Origin of the sequence: Glaciimonas sp. Gout2 (genome assembly GCF_035018905.1) — a bacterium.
Classification (GTDB): Bacteria; Pseudomonadota; Gammaproteobacteria; order Burkholderiales; family Burkholderiaceae_D; genus Glaciimonas.
The window spans coordinates 13,536-39,149 of the sequence record NZ_JASJXA010000001.1; the positions used below are offsets into that span (position 1 = coordinate 13,536).

At 49.2% G+C, this 25,614-nt stretch carries 20 protein-coding genes; 13 read left to right on the plus strand and 7 right to left on the minus strand.

From position 1 onward, the window contains the following. Positions 1–100: 100 nt before the first annotated feature. Positions 101–1,603, minus strand: coding sequence for a DUF853 domain-containing protein (locus QN379_RS00065; RefSeq protein WP_323505695.1), 1,503 nt, complete (start codon positions 1,601–1,603; stop codon positions 101–103). A 102-nt stretch (positions 1,604–1,705) separates the two neighbouring features. On the opposite strand from QN379_RS00065, the gene QN379_RS00070 reads away from it, so the two are divergent. The 10 genes from QN379_RS00070 to QN379_RS00115 all read left to right on the plus strand — a co-directional run bounded on the left by QN379_RS00070 (position 1,706) and on the right by QN379_RS00115 (position 11,529). Continuing rightward, the gene (locus tag QN379_RS00070) at positions 1,706–2,434 is read left to right on the plus strand and encodes a YebC/PmpR family DNA-binding transcriptional regulator (protein ID WP_322236160.1); all 729 of its coding nucleotides are present in this window, start codon (positions 1,706–1,708) and stop codon (positions 2,432–2,434) included. 269 nt (positions 2,435–2,703) lie between these two features. Then, positions 2,704–3,978 carry a phosphoribosylamine--glycine ligase gene (gene purD / locus QN379_RS00075; protein ID WP_322236158.1) on the plus strand — a complete coding sequence of 425 codons (1,275 nt, stop codon included), beginning with the start codon at positions 2,704–2,706 and terminating at the stop codon, positions 3,976–3,978. Between the two features lie 380 nt (positions 3,979–4,358). Then, entirely contained in the window at positions 4,359–5,294 is a 936-nt protein-coding gene (hemF, locus tag QN379_RS00080) for an oxygen-dependent coproporphyrinogen oxidase (protein ID WP_322236156.1), read from the plus strand. 1 nt (position 5,295) lies between these two features. Continuing rightward, on the plus strand, positions 5,296–5,964 hold the full coding sequence (locus QN379_RS00085) for a nicotinate-nucleotide adenylyltransferase (RefSeq protein ID WP_322236154.1): 669 nt from the start codon (positions 5,296–5,298) through the stop codon (positions 5,962–5,964). Beyond that, complete coding sequence (rsfS, locus tag QN379_RS00090) at positions 5,965–6,615, plus strand: ribosome silencing factor (RefSeq protein WP_323505696.1); 651 nt, start codon at positions 5,965–5,967, stop codon at positions 6,613–6,615. It abuts the gene before it with no gap. A 12-nt stretch (positions 6,616–6,627) separates the two neighbouring features. Continuing rightward, on the plus strand, positions 6,628–7,098 hold the full coding sequence (rlmH, locus tag QN379_RS00095) for a 23S rRNA (pseudouridine(1915)-N(3))-methyltransferase RlmH (RefSeq protein WP_323505697.1): 471 nt from the start codon (positions 6,628–6,630) through the stop codon (positions 7,096–7,098). 112 nt (positions 7,099–7,210) lie between these two features. After that, entirely contained in the window at positions 7,211–7,831 is a 621-nt protein-coding gene (locus QN379_RS00100; RefSeq protein WP_322236148.1) for a Maf family protein, read from the plus strand. Further along, positions 7,828–9,306, plus strand: coding sequence for a ribonuclease G (gene rng, locus QN379_RS00105; protein ID WP_322236146.1), 1,479 nt, complete (start codon positions 7,828–7,830; stop codon positions 9,304–9,306). Before QN379_RS00100 ends, rng begins: the two co-directional genes overlap by 4 nt. A 17-nt stretch (positions 9,307–9,323) precedes the next feature. After that, positions 9,324–10,301, plus strand: coding sequence for a glycosyltransferase family 8 protein (locus tag QN379_RS00110; RefSeq protein ID WP_322236143.1), 978 nt, complete (start codon positions 9,324–9,326; stop codon positions 10,299–10,301). Positions 10,302–10,491: 190 nt separating this feature from the next. Further along, entirely contained in the window at positions 10,492–11,529 is a 1,038-nt protein-coding gene (locus QN379_RS00115; protein WP_323505698.1) for a glycosyltransferase family 9 protein, read from the plus strand. A 12-nt stretch (positions 11,530–11,541) separates the two neighbouring features. Here QN379_RS00115 and QN379_RS00120 read toward each other — a convergent pair whose 3' ends face one another. From QN379_RS00120 to dnaE, 4 genes are all read right to left on the minus strand, one after another. Continuing rightward, positions 11,542–12,669 (minus strand): glycosyltransferase family 9 protein, encoded by a 1,128-nt coding sequence (locus QN379_RS00120; RefSeq protein WP_323505699.1) that lies wholly within the window; start codon positions 12,667–12,669, stop codon positions 11,542–11,544. Between the two features lie 84 nt (positions 12,670–12,753). Next, complete coding sequence (gene msbA / locus QN379_RS00125) at positions 12,754–14,511, minus strand: lipid A export permease/ATP-binding protein MsbA (RefSeq protein WP_322236139.1); 1,758 nt, start codon at positions 14,509–14,511, stop codon at positions 12,754–12,756. Beyond that, complete coding sequence (locus QN379_RS00130) at positions 14,508–15,755, minus strand: O-antigen ligase family protein (protein ID WP_322236138.1); 1,248 nt, start codon at positions 15,753–15,755, stop codon at positions 14,508–14,510. The genes msbA and QN379_RS00130 overlap by 4 nt, the downstream gene beginning before the upstream one ends. A gap of 147 nt (positions 15,756–15,902) precedes the next feature. Next, complete coding sequence (gene dnaE / locus QN379_RS00135; protein ID WP_323505700.1) at positions 15,903–19,370, minus strand: DNA polymerase III subunit alpha; 3,468 nt, start codon at positions 19,368–19,370, stop codon at positions 15,903–15,905. Positions 19,371–19,506: 136 nt separating this feature from the next. Here dnaE and QN379_RS00140 point away from each other — a divergent pair, with 136 nt between their 5' ends. From QN379_RS00140 to gluQRS, 3 genes are all read left to right on the plus strand, one after another. After that, positions 19,507–20,406 carry a sulfurtransferase gene (locus QN379_RS00140; protein WP_323505701.1) on the plus strand — a complete coding sequence of 300 codons (900 nt, stop codon included), beginning with the start codon at positions 19,507–19,509 and terminating at the stop codon, positions 20,404–20,406. Between the two features lie 239 nt (positions 20,407–20,645). Beyond that, complete coding sequence (locus QN379_RS00145; protein ID WP_323505702.1) at positions 20,646–21,566, plus strand: LysR family transcriptional regulator; 921 nt, start codon at positions 20,646–20,648, stop codon at positions 21,564–21,566. A gap of 44 nt (positions 21,567–21,610) precedes the next feature. Next, the gene (gene gluQRS / locus QN379_RS00150; protein WP_322236134.1) at positions 21,611–22,510 is read left to right on the plus strand and encodes a tRNA glutamyl-Q(34) synthetase GluQRS; all 900 of its coding nucleotides are present in this window, start codon (positions 21,611–21,613) and stop codon (positions 22,508–22,510) included. A gap of 138 nt (positions 22,511–22,648) precedes the next feature. Here the strand turns inward: gluQRS and QN379_RS00155 are convergent, their stop codons facing one another. Together QN379_RS00155 and tsaD are read right to left on the minus strand one after the other, a co-directional pair. Further along, complete coding sequence (locus QN379_RS00155) at positions 22,649–24,193, minus strand: DEAD/DEAH box helicase (protein WP_322236133.1); 1,545 nt, start codon at positions 24,191–24,193, stop codon at positions 22,649–22,651. Between the two features lie 272 nt (positions 24,194–24,465). Continuing rightward, positions 24,466–25,491, minus strand: coding sequence for a tRNA (adenosine(37)-N6)-threonylcarbamoyltransferase complex transferase subunit TsaD (gene tsaD, locus QN379_RS00160; RefSeq protein ID WP_323505703.1), 1,026 nt, complete (start codon positions 25,489–25,491; stop codon positions 24,466–24,468). Between the last annotated feature and the right edge of the window lie 123 nt (positions 25,492–25,614).

Below are 25,614 nucleotides of genomic sequence, written 5' to 3' on the forward strand. Positions count from 1 at the left end.
ACAGAAGGAGCGTGGAGCGAATATTTAATTTATCGCCTGCGAGCAAAAACTGTCAATTTCTGCGAGGCAGTAGTCTCCGGCCAGCACAGAATGCGATCGATTACTTTCCTTTAAAAATCGATCCGAGAACGCCACGAATAATTTGCCGCCCTAACTGCGAACCCATTGTTCTAGCAGCCGATTTCACAACGGTTTCGACCAACGTATCCCGGCTACCAGAACCGGTTTTGCCACCCAACATACCGCCTAATGCGTCAGTCCACGAACCGCCAGTAGTGGGAATAGTTGAAGGCACAGTGACGTCAGCGCCACCCGTTGAAGTCGCTGCGGTACGACCTTTCAATTTTTCATATGCAGACTCCCGATCAACCGCGGTGTCGTACACACCAGCGACGATTGATCCGGCAATCAACTGCTGACGCTCCTCTTGCGAAATTGGCCCGATTTGCGATGCTGGCGGCAGAATATACGCACGCTCAACAATGGTCGGTCGGCCTTTTTCGTCCAGGAAAGAAACTAACGCCTCGCCAACACCAAGTTCACTAATGACCTGCGACGTATTTAAACTGGGGTTAGCGCGGAATGTGTCCGCTGCGGCTTGCACCGCTTTTTGATCCCGCGGCGTATAAGCGCGTAAGGCATGCTGTACACGATTACCTAATTGACCGAGCACCGTATCCGGTATATCCAGAGGATTTTGTGTCACAAAGTAGACACCCACTCCTTTTGAGCGAATCAAACGCACCACTTGTTCAATTTTCTGTAGCAATGGTTTAGGCGCTTCGGCAAACAGTAAATGTGCCTCATCAAAGAAAAACACCAACTTTGGCTTATCCAGATCGCCCACTTCAGGAAGTTGCTCGTACAATTCTGAAAGCAGCCACAACAAAAAAGTTGAATACAGACGCGGCGATTGCATGAGTTTATCAGCAGCTAAAATATTCACGATCCCTTTGCCATCGCCGTTAGTCTGCAACAAATCGTCGATATTCAGCATCGGTTCACCGAAGAAATTATCTCCGCCCTGCTCTTCAATACCAATCAATCCGCGCTGAATGGCACCGATACTGGCCGCCGAGATATTGCCGTATTCGGTTTTAAAATCAGGCGCGTTGTCACCGACATACCGCAACATCGCCCGCAAATCCTTCGTATCGAGCAATAACAGGCCATTGTCATCGGCAATCTTAAATACCAGTTGCAAGACACCTTGCTGAGTGTCGTTAAGATTGAGCATGCGGGCTAACAAAAGTGGCCCAAGATCGGAAATAGTGGCCCGGATCGGATGACCTTGCTCTCCGAAGACATCCCAAAACGTCACCGGGGCAGCGGCCCATTGCGGTTCATCCATGCCAAGTGTTGCCAAACGTTCCTTCAATTTTGCCGATTGCGTCCCTGCTTTGGCGATTCCAGACAAGTCACCTTTGACGTCAGCCATAAAAACCGGCACTCCGATATCCGATAACGCCTGCGCGAACACCTGCAGCGTCACCGTCTTGCCCGTGCCGGTAGCGCCTGTGATGCAGCCATGGCGATTCACCAGAGCAGGTAGCAAAGCAAGTTCGTGCTGGGTATTTTTAGCAATCAGAAGGGGATTGAGCATAATTTTGTTTGGTCTGAGCGACGGTAAAGTCGATTTTTGAGAGGGTGCACTATGATAAAATGCTGCTTTGATTATAGCTAACTACAGCAAGAAAGAACCATCATGGCGGGACACAGTAAATGGGCCAATATCAAGCATAAAAAGGCAGCCACCGATGCCAAACGCGGCAAAGTGTGGACCCGCTTGATCAAAGAGATCACCGTCGCAGCCCGGATGGGCGGTAGCGACCCAGACACCAATCCGCGATTACGCCTCGCAGTCGACAAAGCAGGCGACGCCAATATGCCCAAGGATAACGTAGTCCGCGCAACTCAGCGCGGTGCGGGTGAACTGGATGGTGTCAACTACGAAGAAGTCCGCTATGAAGGCTATGGCATTAATGGCGCCGCCATCATCGTAGAGTGCATGACTGACAACAAAATTCGCACCGTGGCTGAAGTCCGTCATGCGTTCTTGAAAAACGGTGGCAATATGGGCACTGAAGGCTCAGTCGCCTTTATGTTTAAACATTGCGGTCAATTCCTATTTGCGCCCGGTACCAACGAAGATGCGTTGATGGAGGCCGCTCTGGAAGCGGGCGCTGACGACGTTATTACCGATGAAGAAGGCGGAATCGAAGTATTGTGCGCACCGTTTGAGTTCTCGGTAGTGAAGTCGGCGCTTGAAAAAGCAGGCTTTAAAGCAGAAATGGCCGAAATCATCATGAAGCCAGCGACTGAAACAATGTTCGCGGGTGAAGATGCAGTCAAAATGCAAAAATTGCTGGATGCGCTGGAAAATCTGGACGACGTTCAGGAAGTTTTCAGCAACGCCATTATTGAAGATCATTGATAGCATGCTTAGGTGCTTAGGCTTATGTAATTAAATGGCATCAAGTTGATTTAAATTTAATGAAATTTAATGAAATTAAATTTATTTATTTATTTATTTATTTATTTATTTATTTATTTATTTATTTATTTATTTATTTAAATCAACTTATTTTCATAAACCTTTCTGCCATCTCTTTTTGGCAACTATTGATAGCACTATTTGCAGGCATCTGACCGCGCTCTTATCGGCGGCATAGTCAGCAACAAATGCGTAAAACCGGACATCTTATGAAAATTCTCGTCGTTGGCTCTGGTGGCCGTGAACATGCACTAGCGTGGAAAATCGCCCAATCGCCCCGTATCCAAACCGTCTTTATTGCGCCCGGTAACGGGGGTACTGCACTCGATTCACGCCTGCAAAACGTCGACATTACCGATTATTCAGCACTGGCAGACTTTGTTGAAAAAGAGCGCATCGCCCTCACCGTCGTTGGCCCTGAAACACCGTTAGCTGGCGGAATCGTGAACGTATTCCGGGACCGTGGCCTCAAAATTTTTGGCCCGACCAAAGAAGCGGCGCAACTGGAAAGTTCCAAGGATTTTGCTAAAGCCTTCATGCAGCGCCACAAGATCCCCACAGCAGATTATCAAACGTTCACCGACGTCGAAGCCGCGCATCGCTATCTTGACCAAAAGGGTGCGCCAATTGTCATCAAGGCTGACGGACTTGCTGCAGGTAAAGGCGTGGTCGTTGCGATGACACCAGAGGAAGCGCATGCGGCAGTAGATATGATGCTGGCTGACAACAAATTCGGTACCGCCGGATCAAGCGTTGTCATCGAAGACTTTCTGACCGGCGAAGAAGCCAGTTTCATCGTCATGGTCGATGGCAGAAATATTCTTGCCCTTGCCACTAGCCAGGATCACAAACGCTTAAAAGATGACGATCAGGGACCGAACACCGGCGGCATGGGCGCTTATTCCCCTGCACCGATCGTCACCCCCGCGGTGCATGCGCGCGTCATGCGCGACATCATTACACCGACCATCCAAGGCATGGCGAAAGAAGGCAATCCTTTTACCGGCTTTCTATACGCTGGCTTGATGATTGACGACAAGGGCAACCCAAAGACCATCGAATTCAATTGCCGTATGGGCGATCCCGAGACGCAACCGATTATGGCGCGCCTGAAAACCGATTTGCTGATGGTGATGGAACACGCCGTCAACAACACGCTCGATACCATCGAACTGGAATGGGACCGCCGCACCGCGTTAGGTGTCGTTATGGCTGCCGCTGGTTATCCTGACGCGCCGCGCAACGACGATCTGATTTCTGGTATTCCCCCTGAGACTGCGGACGCCATCACTTTTCATGCTGGCACGACACTGAACGGGACGCGACTAACCACCTCCGGCGGACGCGTCCTATGCGTTGTTGGCCTAGGCGACAGCGTCAAAGTAGCGCAAAAGCACGCTTATAACATCGTCGACATCATTCATTTTAGCGGTGCGCAATTTCGTCGTGACATTGGCTGGCGTGCGATAAAACGGCCTGGATAAGTCGCCTTGGCTGCGTCAATTTGCGTTAAAAATCTTGCTATCAATAAACGATAACTAGATGCTTTTACAATGTTCCCCGCAATGAACGCCAAACCGAGGTATCAAAAGCAACTAAATGTTTCCTAGGTAATAATGATTCGTTGTACCTTAAAACGGCAAAGCGGCGATTTCGCCAGAATCAATACTGAGGGCTATTAATAATGTGTATTACTAACCCAAATCCACATTAATTAAAAGTTGGTAATCAACCGTCCTTTGCCATTCCGCTATCAAGGACCGCCTCGGCAAGGTACAATCCCTGCTATCCCGTGATTTATATGATCCGCGCACACTGATGCGCGATTTTTTTGCAATTTGTGCATTCTTTGTCCGTTAACGTAATGACATCAAATATCCCGTCCGCAACGGCGGTCAAATCCTACTTGCTGGATCTGCAGACGCGCATTGTGGCTGCCATGGAGCATATCGACGGACAACCCTTCGGTATCGATAGTTGGGATCGCCCGGAAGGCGGCGGCGGTATTTCACGCATTATCGAAGAAGGTAATGTGTTTGAGCGCGGCGGCGTCGGCTTTTCCCATGTGATGGGGAAAACCCTCCCACCATCTGCCTCTGCCAGTCGACCTGAACTTGCTGGACGTCAATGGGAAGCGATGGGCGTGTCACTAGTCATGCATCCGCGTAATCCCCATGCACCAACCGTGCATATGAATGTACGATTTTTTACCGCTACAGCAGAAGGCAAAGAGCCGATCTGGTGGTTTGGTGGCGGCCTGGACTTGACGCCGTATTATGGCTCGGAAGAGGACACCCGCCACTTTCATCGTACTTGCCGTGACGCATTGACGCCATTCGATACTGATGCAGATAAAAATACCGATCAGGCTTTATATCCCCGCTTCAAGAAATGGTGCGATGAGTATTTTTATTTGAAACATCGTCAGGAGCCGCGCGGCGTGGGCGGCATTTTCTTTGACGATTTCAATCAGCTTGGCTTCGACCAAAGCTTCGCCATGATGCAAAGTGTCGGCAATGCCTTCATCCCCGCGTATGGTGCGATTTTGAGTAATAACAAAGAAATACCATTTACCGAACAACAACGCGATTTTCAAGCATATCGTCGTGGACGGTATGTTGAATTCAATCTAGTGTATGATCGCGGCACTTTGTTCGGCTTGCAATCCGGTGGTCGTACCGAGTCGATCCTGATGTCGATGCCACCAGTGGTCAAATGGCGCTATAACTGGCAACCAACCGCAGGAAGCCCGGAAGCACGGCTATATTCGGATTTCCTGATTCATCGAGACTGGCTCTGACATGCGTGCTGATCAACATCCACGTTGTTGCGTCGCTGTTTTAGGCGGTAGTTTTGATCCGGTTCATGACGGTCACGTGGCTCTGGCCCGTTACTTTGTCACCTTGCTATCACCAGATCTCTTGCGCGTGATTCCAACAGGTAATCCCTGGCAAAAGCACGGTTTGGAAGCAAGTGCCGCGGATCGGGTAGAAATGGTACGACGCGCTTTTAGCGACCAGGCCGTCAAGGTCGTCATCGATCAGCAGGAAATCGAGCGCCAAACGGCGACTTTCACTATTGATACGCTGCAATCGTTACGGGCTGAACTGGGTCCGGAGGCGTCCATTATCTTTTTAATGGGTGCTGACCAGTTACAACATCTGAATACTTGGCAGGGTTGGGACAAACTGTTCAATTATGCGCATCTGGGAGTAGCGTCCCGGCCCGGCTTTGCGCTGGATGCATCACAGGTACCGCCCGAGGTCACGCGCGAATTTACGCGCCGCGCAGCGACCCCCGAGCAGATTCGCCAGAGTCCGCACGGGTTGACTTATCTGGCGGAAAACCTATTTGTAGACATATCAGCAACAAAAATTCGTGCTGCATTGCACTCTGGAAAAAGACCAGACTCGCTGATCCCGGCGGTAGTGCTAGACTATATTGAACAACACCATCTTTATAAGAATTAAATGGAAATCAAAAAACTGCAAGGCCTCGTCATTGACGCTCTAGAAGACGTCAAAGCGCAAGAAATCCGCGTATTTGATACATCCCATCTGACCAGCTTGTTTGATCGCATCGTGGTCGCGTCCGGCACCTCCAATCGTCAGACCAAAGCACTTGCTGCATCGGTCCGCGACAAGGTCAAAGAAAACGGCGGCAATATTTTAAGCGTCGAAGGCGAAGGTACCGGAGAATGGGTATTGGTCGATTTGGGTGATATGGTCGTGCATATCATGCAACCGGCGATTCGCGCTTATTATCGTCTGGAAGAAATCTGGGGCGAAAAAGAAGTCAAAATGGGCGCTGCCAAACGTGTTTCTCAACGCACGGCACCGGACGCTGAAGAAGGTGCTGCCGCGAAGAAAGTGTCGCGTCATCTGACCACGTCACAAGCGTTGGCACCAGAAGTCGATGCACCGAAAAAAGCACCTGCACGCAAAAAACCGGTAAAAAGCGATCCTAAACAAGCGGTCGGCAAAACCATCAAAGTAAAGTCATCGAAAAGCGTCACTACCAAAAATGCTGCGCATAAAGCCGCCACTGCGCCAAGGAAAGCGCCAGTAAGAAAAGCGCCGACGACAGCGCGTGCGCCAGCTAAACCAAAAGACGAAGCCTGAGTGTAGGTTAACGTGCAGCTCATCATCGCTGCGGTCGGCCACAAAATGCCGACCTGGATTGAGACCGGATTCGGCGAGTATGCAAAGCGCATGCCGCCGGATTGCCGGATCGTCCTGAAAGAAATCAAACCGGTTGATCGCTCCAGCAGCAAGACGGCGGAAACTGCCATGGCGCTTGAGCGTGCTCGCATAGAAGCTGTCTTGCCCAAAGGTGTTCGCATCGTCGCTCTGGATGAGCACGGCAAAGACCTGACCTCGGTGCAACTATCGCAGCATTTGGTCCAATGGCAACAAGATGGCCGCGACGTCGCATTTATTATCGGCGGCGCCGACGGTCTTGATCCTGCTTTTAAAGCAAAGGCGGACACGCTGCTGCGTATCTCCAGTTTAACGCTACCGCATGGCATGGTACGGGTGCTTTTGGCGGAACAGCTTTATCGGGCCTGGTCAATTACCCAAAATCATCCTTATCACAGGATTTAGTGCGCCGGATATCACGGATATCAATCCGGCGAGTATGAGTTCGACCAAAAATGAGGTAAATTAGGTTACCTGAATTAACAGGTTATTTAGGAAGAATGCTACTGCCCAAATAATGAAAATCTGGAACCAAAAAATTTATCTTGCATCAAAAAGTCCCCGAAGACGTGAACTTTTACGTCAAATTGGTGTGGATTTTGAGCTACTCTTATTACGCGAAAACACCCCACGCGGACCAGATGTCAGTGAGGAAGTCCTTTCAAATGAGCAGCCAACCGCTTATGTAGAACGCGTTACCCTGGAAAAGGCCGCATTTGCTTTCCACACCATGCAGCAGCGTAAGTTGCCAATGAGGCCGCTCCTCGCCGCAGATACGACAGTCACCATTGATAATAAAATATTGGGCAAACCGGCCGATAACGCAGAAGCAGTAAATATGTTGCGACAATTGTCAGGCCGAACGCACCAGGTATTGACCAGCGTTGTTGTGGTGTATCAGCTGCAATCCTGGCAAATAACACAAACATCTGAAGTGGTTTTTCAAACCCTTAGCGATGAAATAATCCGAAGCTACTGCGCGACGGCAGAACCTTACGACAAAGCCGGGGCCTATGGTATCCAGGGATTTGCTGCCATGTTCATCAAACGTATCAATGGTAGTCATTCCGGCATTATGGGTTTACCCCTTTTTGAAACCGCTCAACTATTACAACAGGCAGGAATCGATATTTTATGAGCGAAGACATACTGGTTAACATTACCCCGCAAGAAACGCGTGTCGCGCTGATTTTTCAAGGCGCTGTGCAAGAATTACATATCGAACGCACCTTATCCCGCGGATTGGCCGGAAATGTCTATCTTGGCAAAGTCGTCCGCGTTTTACCCGGCATGCAATCCGCATTCATCGATATTGGATTGGAGCGAGCGGCCTTTTTGCATGTGGCCGATATATGGGAAGCCCGCGTGCGTGGAGTACCAGCAGCCGATGGACAGCCAACGATACCGATGCCGATTGAAAAGCTGTTATTCGACGGACAACCGTTGATGGTACAGGTTGTTAAAGACCCTATCGGGACCAAGGGCGCACGATTATCCACCCAAATTTCCATCGCTGGCCGCATGCTGGTGTATCTGCCGCAAGATAATCACATTGGTATTTCTCAGCGCATCGAAAACGAAGCAGAACGCGAATTGTTGCGTACTAAAGTACAACAGTTGCTTCCACCCGAGGAGAAAGGCGGCTTCATCATTCGCACCATGGCTGAAGATGCGTCCGACACCGATCTGCAAATGGATATTGAATACCTGCGTAAAACCTGGTCTTCGATCACACAGCTGGCAAAAAGCCGTCCGGCACCGACGCTACTGCATCAAGATTTAAGTCTGGCGCAACGCGTGCTGCGTGACTTTGTCGACGATAAAACGACCAGTATTCAGGTCGACTCGCGCGAGAATTTTATCAAGCTGCAAGAATTTGCCAGTACCTACACGCCGTCCGTCAATGCGCGCTTAATCCACTACACAGGCGAAAGACCATTATTTGACTTGTACGGTGTTGAAGAAGAGATTCTGAATGCATTGAGTCGTCGTGTGCCGCTTAAATCTGGTGGTTACCTGATCGTCGATCAGACCGAGGCAATGACCACGATTGATGTCAATACTGGCAGCTTCGTCAATGGTCGCAATTTTGACGACACCATTTTTAAAACCAATCTGGAAGCCGCCCACGCCATCGCCCGCCAGCTCAGGTTGCGTAACCTTGGTGGCATCATCATCCTCGACTTTATCGACATGGAAAATGTCGAGCATAAGATAGCAGTATTGTCCGAACTCAACAAAGCCTTATTGCGTGATCGGACCAAGAAATCGGTATCCGATTTTTCGGCGCTGGGCTTAGTCGAGATGACGCGCAAACGCACGCGTGAATCGTTGGCACATATTCTGTGCGAAACCTGCTCGGTATGTAATGGCAAAGGACAAGTCAAAACCGCCCGCACGCTGTGTTACGAAATTTTGCGAGAGGTGTTGCGCGAAGCAAAACAATTCAACCCGCGTGAATTTCGCATTCTGGCATCGCAAGCGGTAGTTGACATGTTCTTAGAGGAGGAGTCACAACATCTCGCCATGCTCGGCGATTTCATCTCTAAACCGATTTCATTGCAAGTCGAAACGGTTTATCCGCAAGAGCAGTACGACATTATTTTGATGTAGGCTTCCAGGACAGTCCAATGCATGCATCTTTAAACGCTATTTCTCAGTCATCTGAAAAAAATCCATCGCGCTCCTTTCATATTGCGTTCTGTGTCGACGACCATTATTGCCGCAGCATGGGCGCAACAATCACGTCGATCATTGATAATAATCCGGGCGTTGACTTCACGTTTCACGTTTTTGCATTTGCGATTTCCGAAGATAACCGGCAACGTTTCAATCAGCTAACGACCAAGTACGGAGTCGCGACGCACATTCATATTATTGATCCGGTGATCTTTAAACCGTTTGCACATATCTCGCAATTTTCATATTATTCTCCAACCATCTTTACACGTCTGCTGATCCCTTCCACGTTGCAAGGAATCACGGATAAAGTCCTTTATTTGGATGCGGATATTTTATGCCTGGGAAGTATCGCTGAACTGATTCAAATGGATTTCGGAGATAGCGCAGCGATCGTGGTTCCTGACGCGGATGAAACTACGCGCAGACGCTGTGCTGCTTTACAGCTTTCATCGCAGCGCTATTTTAACTCCGGCGTAATGTACATGAATGTCGATGTCTGGATGTCACAACAGATCACCGAGAAAACAATTCTTTCGATTTTAGAAAATGGAAAAAATTACCGCTTCCCGGATCAAGATGCGCTCAATGTTGTACTTGAAGGAAAAATTACGTTTATCGAAAGAAAATGGAATTTTCTATACGACTTGATTCACGACCTGGAAAAAGACAAAAGACAAATGCGTGACATTGGCGAGATCGGTTTCATTCATTTTGCCGGCGCAGTCAAACCCTGGAACGATTGGTGTTTGCATGCATCGACCGACCTGTTTATCAAGTACCACAAGCTATCACCCTGGGCCGATATAGCCCTTGATCCCGAGCCGCGAAATTATAAAGAGATGCGCATGTTTTCGCGTTTCCTAATGAAGCGCGGTGAGGTCTTTAATAGCTTCAAGTGGTATATGAAATATCTTTCAGCGCGTTGAAAAAAAGAGAAGAAAGAAACAAAACCAGAACATAAATGTGCCACTCAACTTGTACTTAAATAGTACATACCTGATCCAAGATAATAGGCAAATAATCAGACTCTGTAAAAGTCAGAATCGCGGGGTCGCTTCTGACTTTTATCGCTGATACTGATATCAGTTTCCACATGACGTTTTTAATCGATTACAAATGGCAATAACAAGCGCACACATTTTAATATGCCGCACCGACAACATCGGTGATGTCATGCTAACGCTACCCATTGCGGCGCGTCTGAAGCAACAACATCCTTCGATCAAAATAAGTTTCCTTTGTCGAGCTTATGCAGCCCCGGTCGTCAGGCATTGCCGCAGTGTTGACGAGGTAGTCGAACTGGAGGACTTCTTATCCGATCCATCCGGGTATTTTGCACGTGCTGGTATCGATACCGTCATCATTGCACAACCGGTCAAGCAATTAGCACAACTAGCATTCAAAGCAAGAATTAAAAATCGTATTGGCAATGCCCGTCAAAAGTTGTACCAACTGTTATATTGCAATCGTCGGGTGCGGTTCAAAAAAGGTAATTCAGAACATCATGAAGCGCAATTCAACTTTGAATTTCTGCGCCCGTTTGGTCTTAAGACCATTCCCGAAATTGCTGAGATTGCGGCACTTTATGACTTCGACATTCCCGAGAACGAAGAGGTTAACGGTCTATTGGCGCAGCATCCGTTCAACCTGATTATTCATACAAAATCTAACGGACATGGTCGTGAATGGCCAATCGCACATTATGTGACGCTTGCCAAGCAACTTAGCGCGTACAAAGATATCCAGTTATGGCTAACCGGCAGCGCCACAGAAGGACAGTGGCTCGCAGAAAATGCGGGAGAATTATTGAGATTACCCAATGTGAGTAATGTTTGCGGCAGGTTCACACTTGATGTCTTCACCTCTTTCATCAAAGCGGCAGATGGTTTGATTGCCAGCGGCACAGGCCCGCTGCATATCTCTGCAGCTATTGGGCAGCGCACGCTCGGTTTATTTCCACCGATCCGACCGATGCATCCAGGAAGATGGGCACCGGTAGGGACGCACGCCCAAAGTTTGTGCATCCCAACCAATTGTGCCGGATGTAAAGATATTGACGCGGCCGAATGTGCTTGTATGCTAAAAATCTCTCCTGGTGCCGTCGCAAAGATAGTCCTGGAATGGCACAAGGAAGCGATCCCGGTCACTGCCTGACAGTCAAATCAATCAGGTATTGGGCGGCAAAACAGCGATCACCTGATCAACGGTAATCGCTCTCACCCAATCCCTACGATTGGGTGCGTTGACGACGATGCTATTTGCCTTATCAACCGGCGCCCACTCAGGATTTTTTTGGCGCATCAGCGCAATCACCGGCACGTGCACTGCATTGGCCAAATGCATCACAGCGGTTTCGACCGAGATAATTAAATCGCACTCTTGTAATATTGCTGGTAACTGGAAGAAATTTTCCTGCGCACTAAAAAGCTGAAACCGCTCTAGTTTTTGCTGTGCAAAAAATGCTTTGGCAGCGCTCATTTCCTCGGGTACGACGTTCACCACAAGATCAGTGTTACGCCAGCTGTCCTGCGCTCTTATTGCCAGGGCCAGTTCAACTACGCGCTCTAAGGGCCAACAACGTTTCTTGGTCTTTGCATACGGATTGATGAATACCAGCTTCGGTTCGATTTCGGTCTGGCCGCTCTCACGCACAAATCCCCAGTCGCGTAATTGTTGCTTTGCGTAATCGGTCCAACGCTCTGGAATCTGAACAAAAGGCAATCGCGAGGACGCGGAGGTATCAATACCAAACAAGCGCTTGAACCAGCCCGCGTAAATATCGCTGATGTGCAATCCTGGTGCCGATGCCTCGTCTGGATTAAGGGCCGCATCCAATTTTCGATACGCCAAATGTTTATGTACAGCAAACAGACTCGCCGACTTTTTCATGCCCACGACAAAACCTTGTGGACTGATTTCACGGGCAAGTGACGCATACATCGGCGGCCGTAACGTTGAAAGCGACACGACTACCGGATAAGCTTCTTGCTGGGCTTCTTTTATGGACTGCTGAAACAACGGCGGACTATAAGTCTGGTTATAGAGCTTGGTCACAAACGGACATGCGGCGACCCAATCGTACAACGCATACTTTTTTAAAAACACCCAACTCTCAGGTCGATTAGTCCGGCGAACTTCATCAATCCATATATGAATCTTGATGTGCGGATAGGCTTCTGCAAAGGACTGAAAACAGTTTTGCAAGTAAGTGAAATCGCCCAAAGCAAGATGAGCAATGAACAAAATTTTATCCGCTTTTTTTAATACATCGCTTGGAACCAGCTGTGTAACCATAAAATTTTGAACTCAAGTAAAAGGATTCAAGTACGTTAGCGCGATCGATGATCGATCAAAACCAGGTCGCCTAACTGTCGGCATTTATACCTCGACATTCACCACTTCATTGGAGAACTGCAGGCGATACAGGTTAGCGTAAGCACCCTGCTTTTCCAGCAATTCGTCATGCGTGCCAACTTCAACAATCCGCCCCGAAGAAAGCACCACAATGCGGCTGGCACGCTCAATAGTGGAGAGACGATGGGCAATCACAAACGTGGTTCTGCCTTCCATCAATTTATCTAATGCAGCTTGTACAGCGCGCTCGGACTCACTATCCAGCGCCGACGTCGCCTCATCCAAAATCAGGATTGGCGCATCTTTATAGATTGCCCGCGCCATTGCCAGCCGCTGGCGTTGGCCGCCTGATAAGCGTGAACCGTTATCTCCAACCTGTGTTTCCAGTCCATCAGGCAGGCTCGCGATCATATCGGTCAAGTAAGCGGCCTTTGCTGCAGCCTCAATACGACCGCGATCCGGCGTACTGTCGCCATAGGCAATATTTGCGGCAATCGTGTCGTCGAACAAGATAACATTTTGGCTTACCATCGCGATTTGCTCGCGCAAACTCGTCAGCGCAATATCTTCGATCGGTTCGCCATCCAGCAAAATTTGGCCTCCGGTCAGCGCATAAAAGCCGGGTATTAAATTCACAAGGGTAGATTTGCCACCACCCGACATCCCAACAAATGCAATCGTTTCGCCCGGTTCAACACTCAGATTAATGCCATCCAAAGCCCGCGCCTCTTGGCCAGGATAGGAAAAACTCACATCGACCAGATCGATCCTGCCACGCGCACGCTGATCAAGTTGCTTGCCATCGGAGCGCTCCACCTGACTATCGATGAGCGTAAATACCGCTTCTGCAGCCGCCATCCCACGTTGCAACGGCCCATTCACTTCTGCCAGTTGTTTGAGCGGCGCTAACAATGCAATCATCGCGGTGAAAAATGAGATGAATCCACCCACCGTGATCTGGTTATGGCTGGATTGCACCAATGCCATCATGATCATGACGGACATCGCGCAAGCGGTCATGATTTGGGTAACCGGAACAGTCGCCGCAAAGGTCGTTGTCAGCCGCATACTGAATTGTCGAAGATGATCAGCACTCGCTTCGAAACGTTTTTTTTCATAATCCTGTCCGCCGAAAATCTTGATGACTTGTTGTGCTCGCGTCGTTTCTTCAATTACTTGGGTCAGTTGCGCGTTAACGTTCAGGGCATCTTTATTCAGTTTCTTGAGGCGCTTTCCAGTGGTTCGCACCACAACCATCATCAACGGCATCAACACCAGCGCGACAATCGTCAGACTCCAGCTGATATACAACATGTACGCCAGTAAGCCGATAACTGTCAAAATACAACGCACGATAGACGTAAATAGTTTGCTAATCATGTCAATGATCTGCTGTACTTCAAACATAATCGAATTGATCACGCGTCCCACGGTATACGTGGCATGAAAATCAATCGGTACATTGAGCAAACGACTGAACATTTGACGCCGTAACGTATTAAGCACGCGCGTAGACACCCAGTTAGTCATGTAGGTCGTTAAGAATGTGGAGGCTCCGCGTGCAACAAACGCACCGACCACCGCCACCGGCACCATCCACAACGGGAACGAAGGCTTTTCGACAAACCCATGATCGAGTAAAACCTTAAAGATATACGCCACCAGCGGCTCGGTCGCGGCGGTGACAACCATTCCGAGGAAGGCCAACGCCAACCGTTTTTTGTAAGGACGATGGAATGTTGCCAGTCGCTTGAAATACGTTGAATACGATGGTGCAGTCATGGTTGAGTCAATTCAAGTTCTTTTTTTCGTTTAATGATACAGGCAAGAAATGTCGCCACACTCATTGTGTAAAATCCACCGAGGACGGTCCAAAAGAACATCAGATCGGTAAGGCCGTATATAAAAAATCCGAGGCAAAGCGTCACTCCCAACGCTGCTGCAGTCTTTATATCTTCATCAGAATGACGGATTTCGCGCAAAAAATAGTAGGCAGGCACGCAATAAATCGAGATGCTCGCCAGCAATCCAAATACGCCCAGAATCGCCATATTAAACAAAATTTCATTGTGCGAGTGCGCAAAAGCCGCCGCCGCCGGGCTCACTATTTTACGGGATACCAACTCATTGACATTGCTACTGTAATTCTCACGTCCTGTGCCAACGATCGGATGCTCTTTAAATAAGATCCATGCTGCATTCCATAGTTGCAGGCGAATGCCTACGGAAGTGTCAGCGTTTTGGCCGTCCGTGTAAAGAGTGACATCCTCTTTCACATCTTCCAGTCTGTTTTGGACGCTACTACTAAACGTCACTATGCCAACTAATATGCCCAGTGCGATTACCGCAATCGCCAGTTTATTCCGCAGTTGAATGTTGTTAAAAAACATGAATGCGACCACTAGAAAAAAGGGTATCGCGATCCAGCTTCCCCTAGTTTGCGCTAACCAGGTCACATATAAGCCAAGACAACACGCCAATACTTTTAAGGCAAATATAACTTTGTCACGACGATCATTCCAGCCGAAGGAAATTAACGCCATACTTCCTAACAAGAGTGCGATGTTAGAAAATGCAATGGTTGATAAAAACCCAATATTTCCGAAGCGATTTACGCCGGCGTCAGTTAACATATACGCTTTTATCATCGCCGCTACCACACCGACAACAAAAGCCCACTGCACATTCTTGAGATAGCGAAGTGGCACACTCAGTATCACCCAGAAAATAGGAGCAAATACGGCGAGCCTGATCGCCCGGTCATACTGCTTAAACTGAAAACTTCCTGAGACGAGTTGATTGATAAGTACAGCACAGAACAGCGAAGCCATAGCAAGATGAAGCGGCCAGTATTGCTTTAGCAATTGACTGAAACTTGCCCCCATCGGCTTGAACCGGCAAATCAAAGCAACAATGCTGGACAAGAAAAGCAAATATAAACCGGCGTTACCTGCATTATGCAAAACAATCGAGAGCGCAGGAAAAAACGTAATAACGAGAATTACCGGCCATTTCAAATAAGACAAAGTTCTTCTCCGAATATTTTTTTGTTGCGTTACTTAACTTCCGAGTCGCACGCCCGAAGTCGGGCTAATTATTGATAAAATTAAAAAATTGATGACTATTATTAAATAGTCATCAATCATCGGTCATTAATCATTAATTGTAACTATTTAGTATTCGACCAATACCGATTCCCGTCCCAACTTCTCAGCCAGAGAGCTTTGCAAACCATCGCTAGGCGAGACCCGCCATCCATCCCCAAACAATATCTCGCAGCCGACCCCGCCGCCGGTATAGCGGACAGTCAACGGCAAGCCAGCTTCAGAGCGATACGAGGACAACATTGTTTTCAGTTCGCTGACGTCGATCTGTTGTTTGGATGCCGTCAACGACAAAACAAACTGCCGACCATAATGAATCCGTGCATTCGCGATATCCATTACTTTTTCTGCGGATACGCGTAAGCCACCATTAAAGCGATCTTCCGAGACTTTACCTTGTACGACCAAAAACTCATCCTCCTTGAAGAAGGCTTTATTCGGTTCGAATTGCTCGTTGTAGATGGTTACATCGACCGATGCGCTGCCATCATCTAATGTCACGATAACCATTTTTCCGCGCTGAGTCATTTGTGTTCGTAAGCCGGAAATAATGCCAGCCAGCGTCCGTGGATCGCGTGACGGCTCCAGATTACCTAAAGGCGTGCGCGCAAAGCGGCGGGCTTCTGGCGCATAAATATCAAATAAATGGCCTGATAAATAGAAGCCAAGTGCCAACTTTTCTTCAGTGAGTTTTTGCCTATCAGTCCAAGGCATCGCTTTGACATACTCTGGCGGTTGTTCAAGATCACTATCATCGCCACCGAATAAACTGACCTGGTTTGCCGCTGCAAGTTTTTGATCAGCCGCCTCCATCGCCAGCGGCACCGATGCCAACAAAATGCCACGATCCACTTTAAAGCAATCGAATGCGCCAGCACGAATCAGGGATTCTATCGTGCGTCGGTTAATCTGACGTTTATCGACCCGCACACAAAAATCGAACAAATCCACAAAAGGTTTGACGTTTCGCGCTGCGACAATCGCCTCAATCGCGTTTTGACCAGAACCTTTAACCGCACCTAAACCGTAACGAATAAACGCCGCTTTTTTACCTGCCTCAGCTTCGGGCGTAAAGCGATATTCCGATAAATTAATGTCCGGTGGCAGTAAAGTCAATTTGCAGATATCAAGCGCGTCCGCCACCAGAATTTTTACTTTTTCGGTGTCATCCATCGCCAGCGACAAGTTAGCCGCCATGAAAGCTGCCGGATGATGCGCTTTTAAATAAGCGGTGTGATAAGACAATAACGCGTACGCAGCGGCATGTGATTTGTTAAAACCATACCCCGCAAATTTTTCCATCAAATCGAAAATTTCGTCGGCTTTGGCTTCGCTCAAACCATCCTTAGCGGCACCGTCGCGGAAGATTTGACGATGCTCGGCCATCTCTTCAGCTTTTTTCTTACCCATTGCGCGCCGCAGCAAATCCGCACCGCCGAGCGAATAACCGCCGACGACCTGCGCCATCTGCATAACCTGCTCCTGATACACCATGATGCCGTAGGTTTCCGACAAAATTCCTTCGGTGCGTGGATCAGGATAATCAAAACGTTCGCCATGCTTACGTTTGCAGAAATCAGGAATCAGATCCATTGGACCGGGACGATAGAGTGCCACCAGCGCAATAATGTCTTCGAATCGATCCGGTCGCGCATCTTTCAGCATCCCTTGCATACCGCGGCTTTCGAGCTGGAATACGGCGACGGTTTTGGCGGCCGTCAGCAACTGATAAGAAGCACGGTCATTCAGCGGCAATTTTTCCAGACTAAAGTCAGCCATCGCTGGATCAAGCTGTTTGATGTAGCGCACTGCACGATCAAGAATCGTCAGCGTGGTCAAACCCAAAAAGTCGAACTTAACCAGTCCGACCGCTTCCACGTCGTCCTTGTCGTATTGCGACACCACACCGGCATCACCACCTTGCGTGTAGAGCGGGCAGAAATCGGTCAACTTGCCCGGCGCAATCAGTACGCCACCCGCATGCATGCCGATGTTGCGGGCAATGCCCTCAACCTGCTGCGCCAGACTCAATAGCTGCTTGACCTCTTCTTCATTTTCCAGACGCTCGGCCAGCATCGGCTCTTCTTTAATAGCGTCCGCAATCGTCACGTGCTTACCCGGCTTGAACGGGATCAGTTTGGAAATACCGTCACAGAAATTGTAGCCAAAATCAAGAACACGGCCAACGTCGCGAATCGCACCCTTTGCGGCCATCGTTCCGAAAGTCGCAATTTGGGAGACAGCATCCTTACCGTACAAATCCTTAACGTGCTGGATAACCCGGTCACGGCCTTCCTGGCAAAAGTCGATATCGAAATCGGGCATAGAAACCCGTTCCGGATTCAGAAACCGTTCGAACAGCAAGTTATATCGCAACGGATCAAGATCGGTAATTTGAAGTGAGTACGCCACCAGTGAACCAGCGCCAGAACCCCGGCCCGGCCCAACCGGCACACCATTCTCTTTAGCCCAGCGAATGAATTCGGCAACGATCAGAAAATAGCCGGGAAATCCCATCTTGACGATGGTATCGATCTCAAACTTCAACCGATCTTCATAACGCTGACGATTCTCTTCACGCTTTTCAGGGTCTGGATACAGATGCACCATGCGCATCGCGAGCCCATCTTTTGACTGCTCATCAAGGAAGTCACCAATCGACATACCTTCGGGCGTCGGAAAATCCGGGAGTTGCGGCTTGCCCAGTTGCAGCGACAAGTTACAACGCTTGGCGATCTCTACTGAGTTTTGCAATGCGGCCGGCATGTCAGCAAATAACGCCGCCATTTCGGCCTGGGTTTTAAAGCATTGCTGATCATTGAAACGTCGCACGCGCCGCGCATTTGCCAGCATTTCGCCCTCAGAAATACAAGTGCGTGCCTCGTGCGCAATGAATTCTTCTTTATCAAGAAATTGAATCGGATGCGTTGCTACCACCGGCAGTTGCAGTTCGGATGCCAGCGCAACCGCGTGGCGCACGTTCGCCTCCATATTCGGCTGATCAGCACGCTGCACTTCGATATAAAAACTATCGGGAAAAATACCCATCCAGTGCTGGACACAACGTTTAGCCGCTGCCAGATTACCGTTATCAATGGCGATACCGACATCACCAAAATGCGCTCCGGAAAGTGCGATCAGGCCGTTGCCACCCGATTGGTGCTGAAGGTCTTCCAGCCACTCGGAGCGAATTTCGGCGCGGCCGCGGTGTAGATTTTCTATCCATGCCTTGGACAGCAATTCACATAACTGTAAATAACCGACACGACTCTTCACCAGCAACAGTAAACGTGATGGTTTATCGCGTGCCTCGTTGTTGGTGATCCAGACGTCGCAGCCAATGATCGGCTTAACGCCTTTGCTGCGCGCAGCCTTATAAAACTTGACCATGCCAAACAGGTTGGCGAGATCGGAGATTCCTAATGCGGCTTGCTGATCGTCTGCAGCGGCTTTAATTACGTCATCGATGCGGACTAAGCCATCGACGATTGAATATTCGGAATGCAGGCGGAGATGGGTAAATTGCGGTGTCGTCATAGCCCGTATTTTACCCCGCCACCCGCTCTGAATCGGCTTTCGCACAGCAAATCACGTTGAAAAGTCGCGCCGCGTTTATAATACTGTTAAATCAATGACTTACAGAAACTTCAAAGAACCTCAGAGAATCAAGCTTATGTCGTCCACACCTACTTACGTCAACATTGCAGCGTACAAATTTATCACTTTCGATGATACCGCAGAGAAGCGCGCGGAATTTCTGGCAACCTGTACTCAACTTCAGCTAAGAGGGACCATTCTGCTGAGTCCTGAGGGCATCAATATGTTTTTGGCGGGCTTCCGCGAACAAATTGATCAGTTTTTAGTCTGGCTACGGTCAGACCCGCGCTTCGCTGATGTCGAAGTAAAAGAAAGTTATTCAGAAAATCAGCCATTTACACGCATGCTGGTGAAGTTAAAGGCGGAAATCATTACGATGAAACACCCTTTGATTAAACCGGAGTTAGGGCGTGCGCCCTCTGTTGCGCCGAAAACACTCAAGCGCTGGCTGGACCAAGGCCACGATGACAATGGTCGTCCTGTGGTCATGGTCGATACGCGTAACGGTTTCGAGGTGGATGTCGGCACTTTCGAAAACACGGTCGATTATCGCATTGACAAGTTTAGTGAATTTCCGGAAGTCATTTCTGCCCACAAAGAAGCATTGATCGACAAAACTGTTGTTACCTTTTGCACCGGTGGTATCCGCTGCGAAAAAGCCGCTATTCATATGCAGGAGATTGGCTTTGACAGCGTCTATCAACTAGATGGCGGCATTCTTAAGTATTTCGAGGAATGCGGCGGCGCGCACTATAACGGTGATTGCTTTGTGTTCGACTACCGAACAGCGCTCAATCCTCAGCTTCAAGAAACAGCGGCTTCGCAATGCTTCATCTGCCGCACTGTCGTGACCCCCCGCGAACAACTATCGCCGGAATACATCATCGGCGTCTCTTGCCCGCATTGCGCCACCAATCGAATGAAAAAAATGTCGGCACAAGACACAACAGTGCCAGAAATCACGTCGACTCCATAAACGACATAGCCACTACGCACGTTGACAGACATAAAAGCTCATCATTGATTCGGATGGGCTTTTTTCTAATCTGTATACAGATCACACATCACGCAGAACGGGGTGGAGATCGACGGCAGCAATAAATAAGAGTTAATTTAACCATCCTTTGATGGGCACCTCAAATTTTAGCTATATCATTCATTTATTCCATAATGCGGTAAATCGATAAACTTTACTATCACGGCGCTAAGCGAACCATGAATTTGACGCTCGAAGCATTGCAGATCATCGATACCATTGACCGCAAAGGAAGCTTTGGCGCCGCCGCCATAGCACTCAATCGGGTGCCGTCAGCGCTCACTTATAGTATCCGCAAGTTAGAAGAAGATCTGGATGTTTTATTGTTTGACCGAACCGGTCATCGCGCCAAACTCACAGTTGCCGGTCTCGAACTATTGACCGAAGGACGTCACTTACTCCAGGCAGCGCAAGAACTGGAGCGGCGCGTAAAACGTACCGCGACTGGCTGGGAGGTTGAACTGCGGATCGTATTGGATAGTATTGTGCCGTTCGAGACACTCATGCCAGTGATCGCCGCTTTTGATCGTGAAAATGCAGGAACGCGCTTGCGCATTTTTCATGAGGCCCTTTCCGGTGTGTGGGAAGCCCTGATCAATGATCGCGCCGATCTGGCCATTGGCGCGCCACATGACGGACCCGACTACGTGCGCATGAGCGGAGATTTCCAGACACGCCAATTAGGCCTCACCGACTGGGCCTTCGCGGTTGCGCCGCACCATCCTTTGGCGTGTGCACCGGAACCCTTGACCGCTAATACGATCCAACAGTACAGGGCGGTTGCAGTCGGCGACACGGGACGCGTTTTACCCAGCATTACCTCCGGACTGTTAATCGGCCAAGATATCTTAACCGTACCGACGATGTCGACAAAATTGCAAGCACAACTGAACGGATTGGGATGCGGCCATTTGCCGCGTCGTCTGGCTGCTCCTTATTTTTTATCGGGCGCTTTGATTGAAAAAGAAACACTGGAGGCAAAACCGGGCGTCAAATCGCAAATCGCATGGCGAACGCCGGTCTTAGGAAAATCTCTTAAATGGTTTATTAATCAATTGAGCGATCCTGGAACCGTGCAGAATTTTATTGAGTGGCCTTAGTCAATGCCAAATACAGATCCTTATTTTTTTCTAATTACTTAACAATGCTCAACGCAAGCCCATACATTGGACGTTTCGCTCCCTCCCCGACCGGGCTATTGCATGATGGTTCGCTGGTTGCCGCTATGGCGAGTTATCTCGATGCCAAAGCGCATCAGGGTCAATGGCTGGTGCGGATGGAAAACGTTGATGAAGCACGCACTGCGTCCGGCGCAGCCGATGCGATTTTAAAAGCGTTATCGACACTACAGATGGCTTGGGATGGGCCGGTAGTATTTCAAAGCTGTCGCACAAATTTGTACCAGGCGGCATTTGACAAACTAGGACGACTAGCCTATCCATGCGGCTGTACGCGCCGTGAAATCGTCGACTCACAAATTGGTGTCGCGTCCGATGGTGCCGCAGTTTATCCTGGCACTTGCAGGGAAGGACTGCCAGTTGGCAAGCCGACCCGATCCTATCGATTGCTGGTACCCGATGCCGGTCACCCGGCTGAACTGATCAGGTTTGAGGACAGATGGCAAGGGTTAATGCAACAGCATCTTGCAATAGAGGTCGGCGATTTTGTGCTGAAACGTGCAGATGGATTTTGGACCTACCAACTTGCCGTGGTCGTCGACGATGCAGATCAGGGTGTGACACATGTTGTGCGTGGTGCGGATCTTCTTGATTCCACCGCCCGACAAATTTATTTGCAACGGCAACTGGGATTGACAACACCAAGCTATTTGCATGTGCCGGTTATCACCAACGCCAACGGTGAAAAATTATCCAAACAATACGACGCACAACCGCTGGATTTGAGCCAACCACTTCAAACGCTGGTCAAGGCCGCATGGTTTCTAGGATTGGAAATTGGCCACGTTGCCTCAGTTGAAACATTCTGGGCCGTTGCCATTGCAGCCTGGGCTAGTCAGCGCGTAGAGCGCCGTAACATCAACTAAAACGGTAGCAGATTCGAAGCAAAACGTTCTATGTCTCTCATACTGCGATGGCATTTTTTTAGGCGGTGGCACATAAAAGCCAGTAATTTGCCTGGGCATTTTACTGGCACACTTATTTCACCTTGTGGATAACCTGGCTTAGCGCTTAGGCATTCCGCCTAATAGCGCGGCAAGCTTTCCTTTAGGCTTGACCGGAAGACCTGACTGACTATTTTGCGCGCTCTCAACTGACGAAAGCGTAGGTTCGTACGGTTTCAAGAACCACGGATCAATTTTCTCTTTGCGCGGCAACGATGTATAGGCGCTACGCGTATGCTGGCTGCTACGATCCGAGGATCCTGAACGTGAGTCGGTTCTGCTGTCCGAGCGAGCGTCCGAACGTGAATCTGAACGTGAATCTGAGCGAGCATTGCCACGCGAATCACCGTCATCACGACGCGGCGAACGCTCACGCTCAACCACGCGTGCCTTCGCCACAAAGCCCACCAACTCAGCACGAACAAACTTGTGCTTGATCATTTTTTCAATATCTACCAACAACCGCTCATCTTTATCAGTACACAGCGAAATGGCATCGCCCGACGCCCCAGCACGACCGGTACGGCCGATACGATGGACGTAATCTTCCGCGTTATAAGGCAAATCGAAGTTAATCACGCATGGTAGCTCAGCGATGTCGAGACCGCGAGCGGCAACATCGGTCGCGACCAACACTTCAATCGCACCTTGCTTGAAAGCTTCCAGCGCTGCCATCCGCTCGTTCTGGCTTTTATCACCATGGATCGCAGAAGCATTAACGCCTTCGCTTTCCAGATGCTTGGCCAGACGTGATGCGCCGATTTTCGTATTCGAAAACACGATGACCTGCTTAAGATTGCGTTCGCGGATAATAAAAGACACCGCGTCCAGCTTTGCCTGATCATCAATCCGATACATCGTTTGTGTGACATTGTCAGCCGTCGCATTACTGCGTGCGACTTCAATGGTGACCGGATTTTTGAGGAAGCTACCTGCGAGTTTTTTGATTTCAGCAGAAAACGTAGCTGAGAACATCAGACTCTGACGCTCTTTCGGGAGCAGATTAATAATCCGTTGCAAGTCGGGCAGAAAGCCCATATCAAGCATGCGGTCAGCCTCGTCCATCACCAAAATTTGCGTTTGCGACAAGCTGATGGTTTTTTGTTGAACGTGATCCAGCAAACGACCCGGCGTTGCAATCACAATTTCGATACCTGAACGCAGTGCCGCAGTTTGTGGGGCCATATCAATACCACCAAACACCACCGTTGCACGCAATGCCGTATGACGGCAATAGGCTTTAACATTTTCGGCAACCTGATCCGCCAGTTCACGGGTTGGCGTCAAAATCAAGGCGCGGACCGGATGCCGTGCTGGTGAGGCGCTGGTGTTGGCGTGCGCCAGCAACAACTGAATAATCGGGAGCGCAAATCCTGCCGTTTTACCGGTGCCGGTTTGGGCCGCGCCCATCACATCCCGACCTTGTAAAACGATCGGAATGGCTTGGGCCTGAATAGGCGTCGGGTTGACATATCCTTGATCGCTCAGCGCCCGCAAGATGTCTGGAGACAACCCAAAATCTGTAAATTTAATGGATGCCTCTAATGCTTCCGCATCGGACGCTATGATAATTTCTTGTTGCTTTTCAGACTGAGTGTCAGGCATAGTAATTGGCGGCCTTTCACGCTATATCATTCATGTATATAGACGTGGCATTAACGAATTTTCATTCGCCTAAAGGCACTATTGCTTTCAAAGAATTCGTGATTTCGTGTCAACTTTTACATCATGTCAAAGGCGCTAACAGCAACGTCCGACTAGTTTCAAGTTGAATCGATAGGGGTGTGTAACTGTCGTACGATCAGCACACTTTTGCATTACAGTCCAGCATTTAGTCCAGCATTATACGCCTAGCCGCCAATTTTCTTCATTTCTGTTCATATCCCTATCTGATCTAACGGCCAGCGCGGTCGCACATTAAATGCATAATCGCGCTGCGCAGCATCCGGACTGATTTGCAAACGCATTGCACCGGCAAAAGCAATCATTGCGCCATTATCGGTACAGAACTCAAGTTCAGGATAAAACACCTTGAAACGCCGCTTCACCGCAGCCGCATTTAACGCGTCGCGCAATTGCAGGTTAGCGCCGACGCCCCCGGCGATTACCAAGCGGTTAAGCCCTGTCTGTTTTAAGGCAGCAATGCATTTGACCACCAGAACTTCCACCAAAGCATCCACAAAAGCGCGCGCGATGTTAGCTTTATCCTGCTCGCAAATATTGATCGTTTGCTTCTTCACCAAGGTCAGTACCGCTGTTTTCAAGCCAGAAAAACTGAAATTCAGATTTTTTGAATGCAACATTGGTCTCGGCAATTGATACGCTGTTGGGTCTCCAAACTCTGCCAGACGCGATATTGCTGGTCCACCGGGATAACCAAGACCCAGCAATTTGGCCGATTTATCAAAAGCTTCGCCCGCAGCGTCATCTAACGTTTCACCAAGCAAAGTGTATTGCCCTACGCCATCCACACGCATCAATTGCGTATGTCCACCCGACACCAATAACGCCACAAACGGAAATTTCGGTGGAATACTCGCCAGCAACGGGGACAAAAGATGCCCTTCCAGATGATGCACGCCCAGCATTGGCTTATCTAAAGCCAGACCGAGACCGCAGGCAACTGACGCACCGACCAACAAAGCACCAGCTAATCCGGGCCCTTGTGTATAAGCGATGGCATCTATATCGTCAAGATGCGTGTTTCCCTCAGTCAATACTTGTTGTAATAACGGGATTGCGCGGCGAATATGATCCCGGGACGCCAATTCTGGTACAACGCCACCGTATTGTTCGTGCATCGCCACTTGTGAATAAAGTGCGTGAGAAAGCAAACCGCGCTGTGTGTCGTATAACGCAATGCCGGTTTCATCACAGGATGATTCAACGCCGAGAACAATCATGGTAATAGGTAATTTTTACAATCTCGCATTGTAATGGAATGCGCACGCTGGCTAGATAACTCTCTGCATATGGGCTTAACTATGGAGAAATTTTGTGTTGCAGCAGCATCAAAACACCTTTTT

Coding starts and splice junctions, on each gene's coding strand:
- QN379_RS00065 (WP_323505695.1), bottom strand. CDS start 1,603: ATGCTCAATCCCCTTCTGATTGCTAAAAATACCCAGCACGAACTTGCT.
- QN379_RS00070 (WP_322236160.1), top strand. CDS start 1,706: ATGGCGGGACACAGTAAATGGGCCAATATCAAGCATAAAAAGGCAGCC.
- purD (WP_322236158.1), top strand. CDS start 2,704: ATGAAAATTCTCGTCGTTGGCTCTGGTGGCCGTGAACATGCACTAGCG.
- hemF (WP_322236156.1), top strand. CDS start 4,359: ATGACATCAAATATCCCGTCCGCAACGGCGGTCAAATCCTACTTGCTG.
- QN379_RS00085 (WP_322236154.1), top strand. CDS start 5,296: ATGCGTGCTGATCAACATCCACGTTGTTGCGTCGCTGTTTTAGGCGGT.
- rsfS (WP_323505696.1), top strand. CDS start 5,965: ATGGAAATCAAAAAACTGCAAGGCCTCGTCATTGACGCTCTAGAAGAC.
- QN379_RS00100 (WP_322236148.1), top strand. CDS start 7,211: ATGAAAATCTGGAACCAAAAAATTTATCTTGCATCAAAAAGTCCCCGA.
- rng (WP_322236146.1), top strand. CDS start 7,828: ATGAGCGAAGACATACTGGTTAACATTACCCCGCAAGAAACGCGTGTC.
- QN379_RS00110 (WP_322236143.1), top strand. CDS start 9,324: ATGCATGCATCTTTAAACGCTATTTCTCAGTCATCTGAAAAAAATCCA.
- QN379_RS00115 (WP_323505698.1), top strand. CDS start 10,492: ATGGCAATAACAAGCGCACACATTTTAATATGCCGCACCGACAACATC.
- QN379_RS00120 (WP_323505699.1), bottom strand. CDS start 12,669: ATGGTTACACAGCTGGTTCCAAGCGATGTATTAAAAAAAGCGGATAAA.
- msbA (WP_322236139.1), bottom strand. CDS start 14,511: ATGACTGCACCATCGTATTCAACGTATTTCAAGCGACTGGCAACATTC.
- dnaE (WP_323505700.1), bottom strand. CDS start 19,370: ATGACGACACCGCAATTTACCCATCTCCGCCTGCATTCCGAATATTCA.
- QN379_RS00140 (WP_323505701.1), top strand. CDS start 19,507: ATGTCGTCCACACCTACTTACGTCAACATTGCAGCGTACAAATTTATC.
- QN379_RS00145 (WP_323505702.1), top strand. CDS start 20,646: ATGAATTTGACGCTCGAAGCATTGCAGATCATCGATACCATTGACCGC.
- gluQRS (WP_322236134.1), top strand. CDS start 21,611: ATGCTCAACGCAAGCCCATACATTGGACGTTTCGCTCCCTCCCCGACC.
- QN379_RS00155 (WP_322236133.1), bottom strand. CDS start 24,193: ATGCCTGACACTCAGTCTGAAAAGCAACAAGAAATTATCATAGCGTCC.
- tsaD (WP_323505703.1), bottom strand. CDS start 25,491: ATGATTGTTCTCGGCGTTGAATCATCCTGTGATGAAACCGGCATTGCG.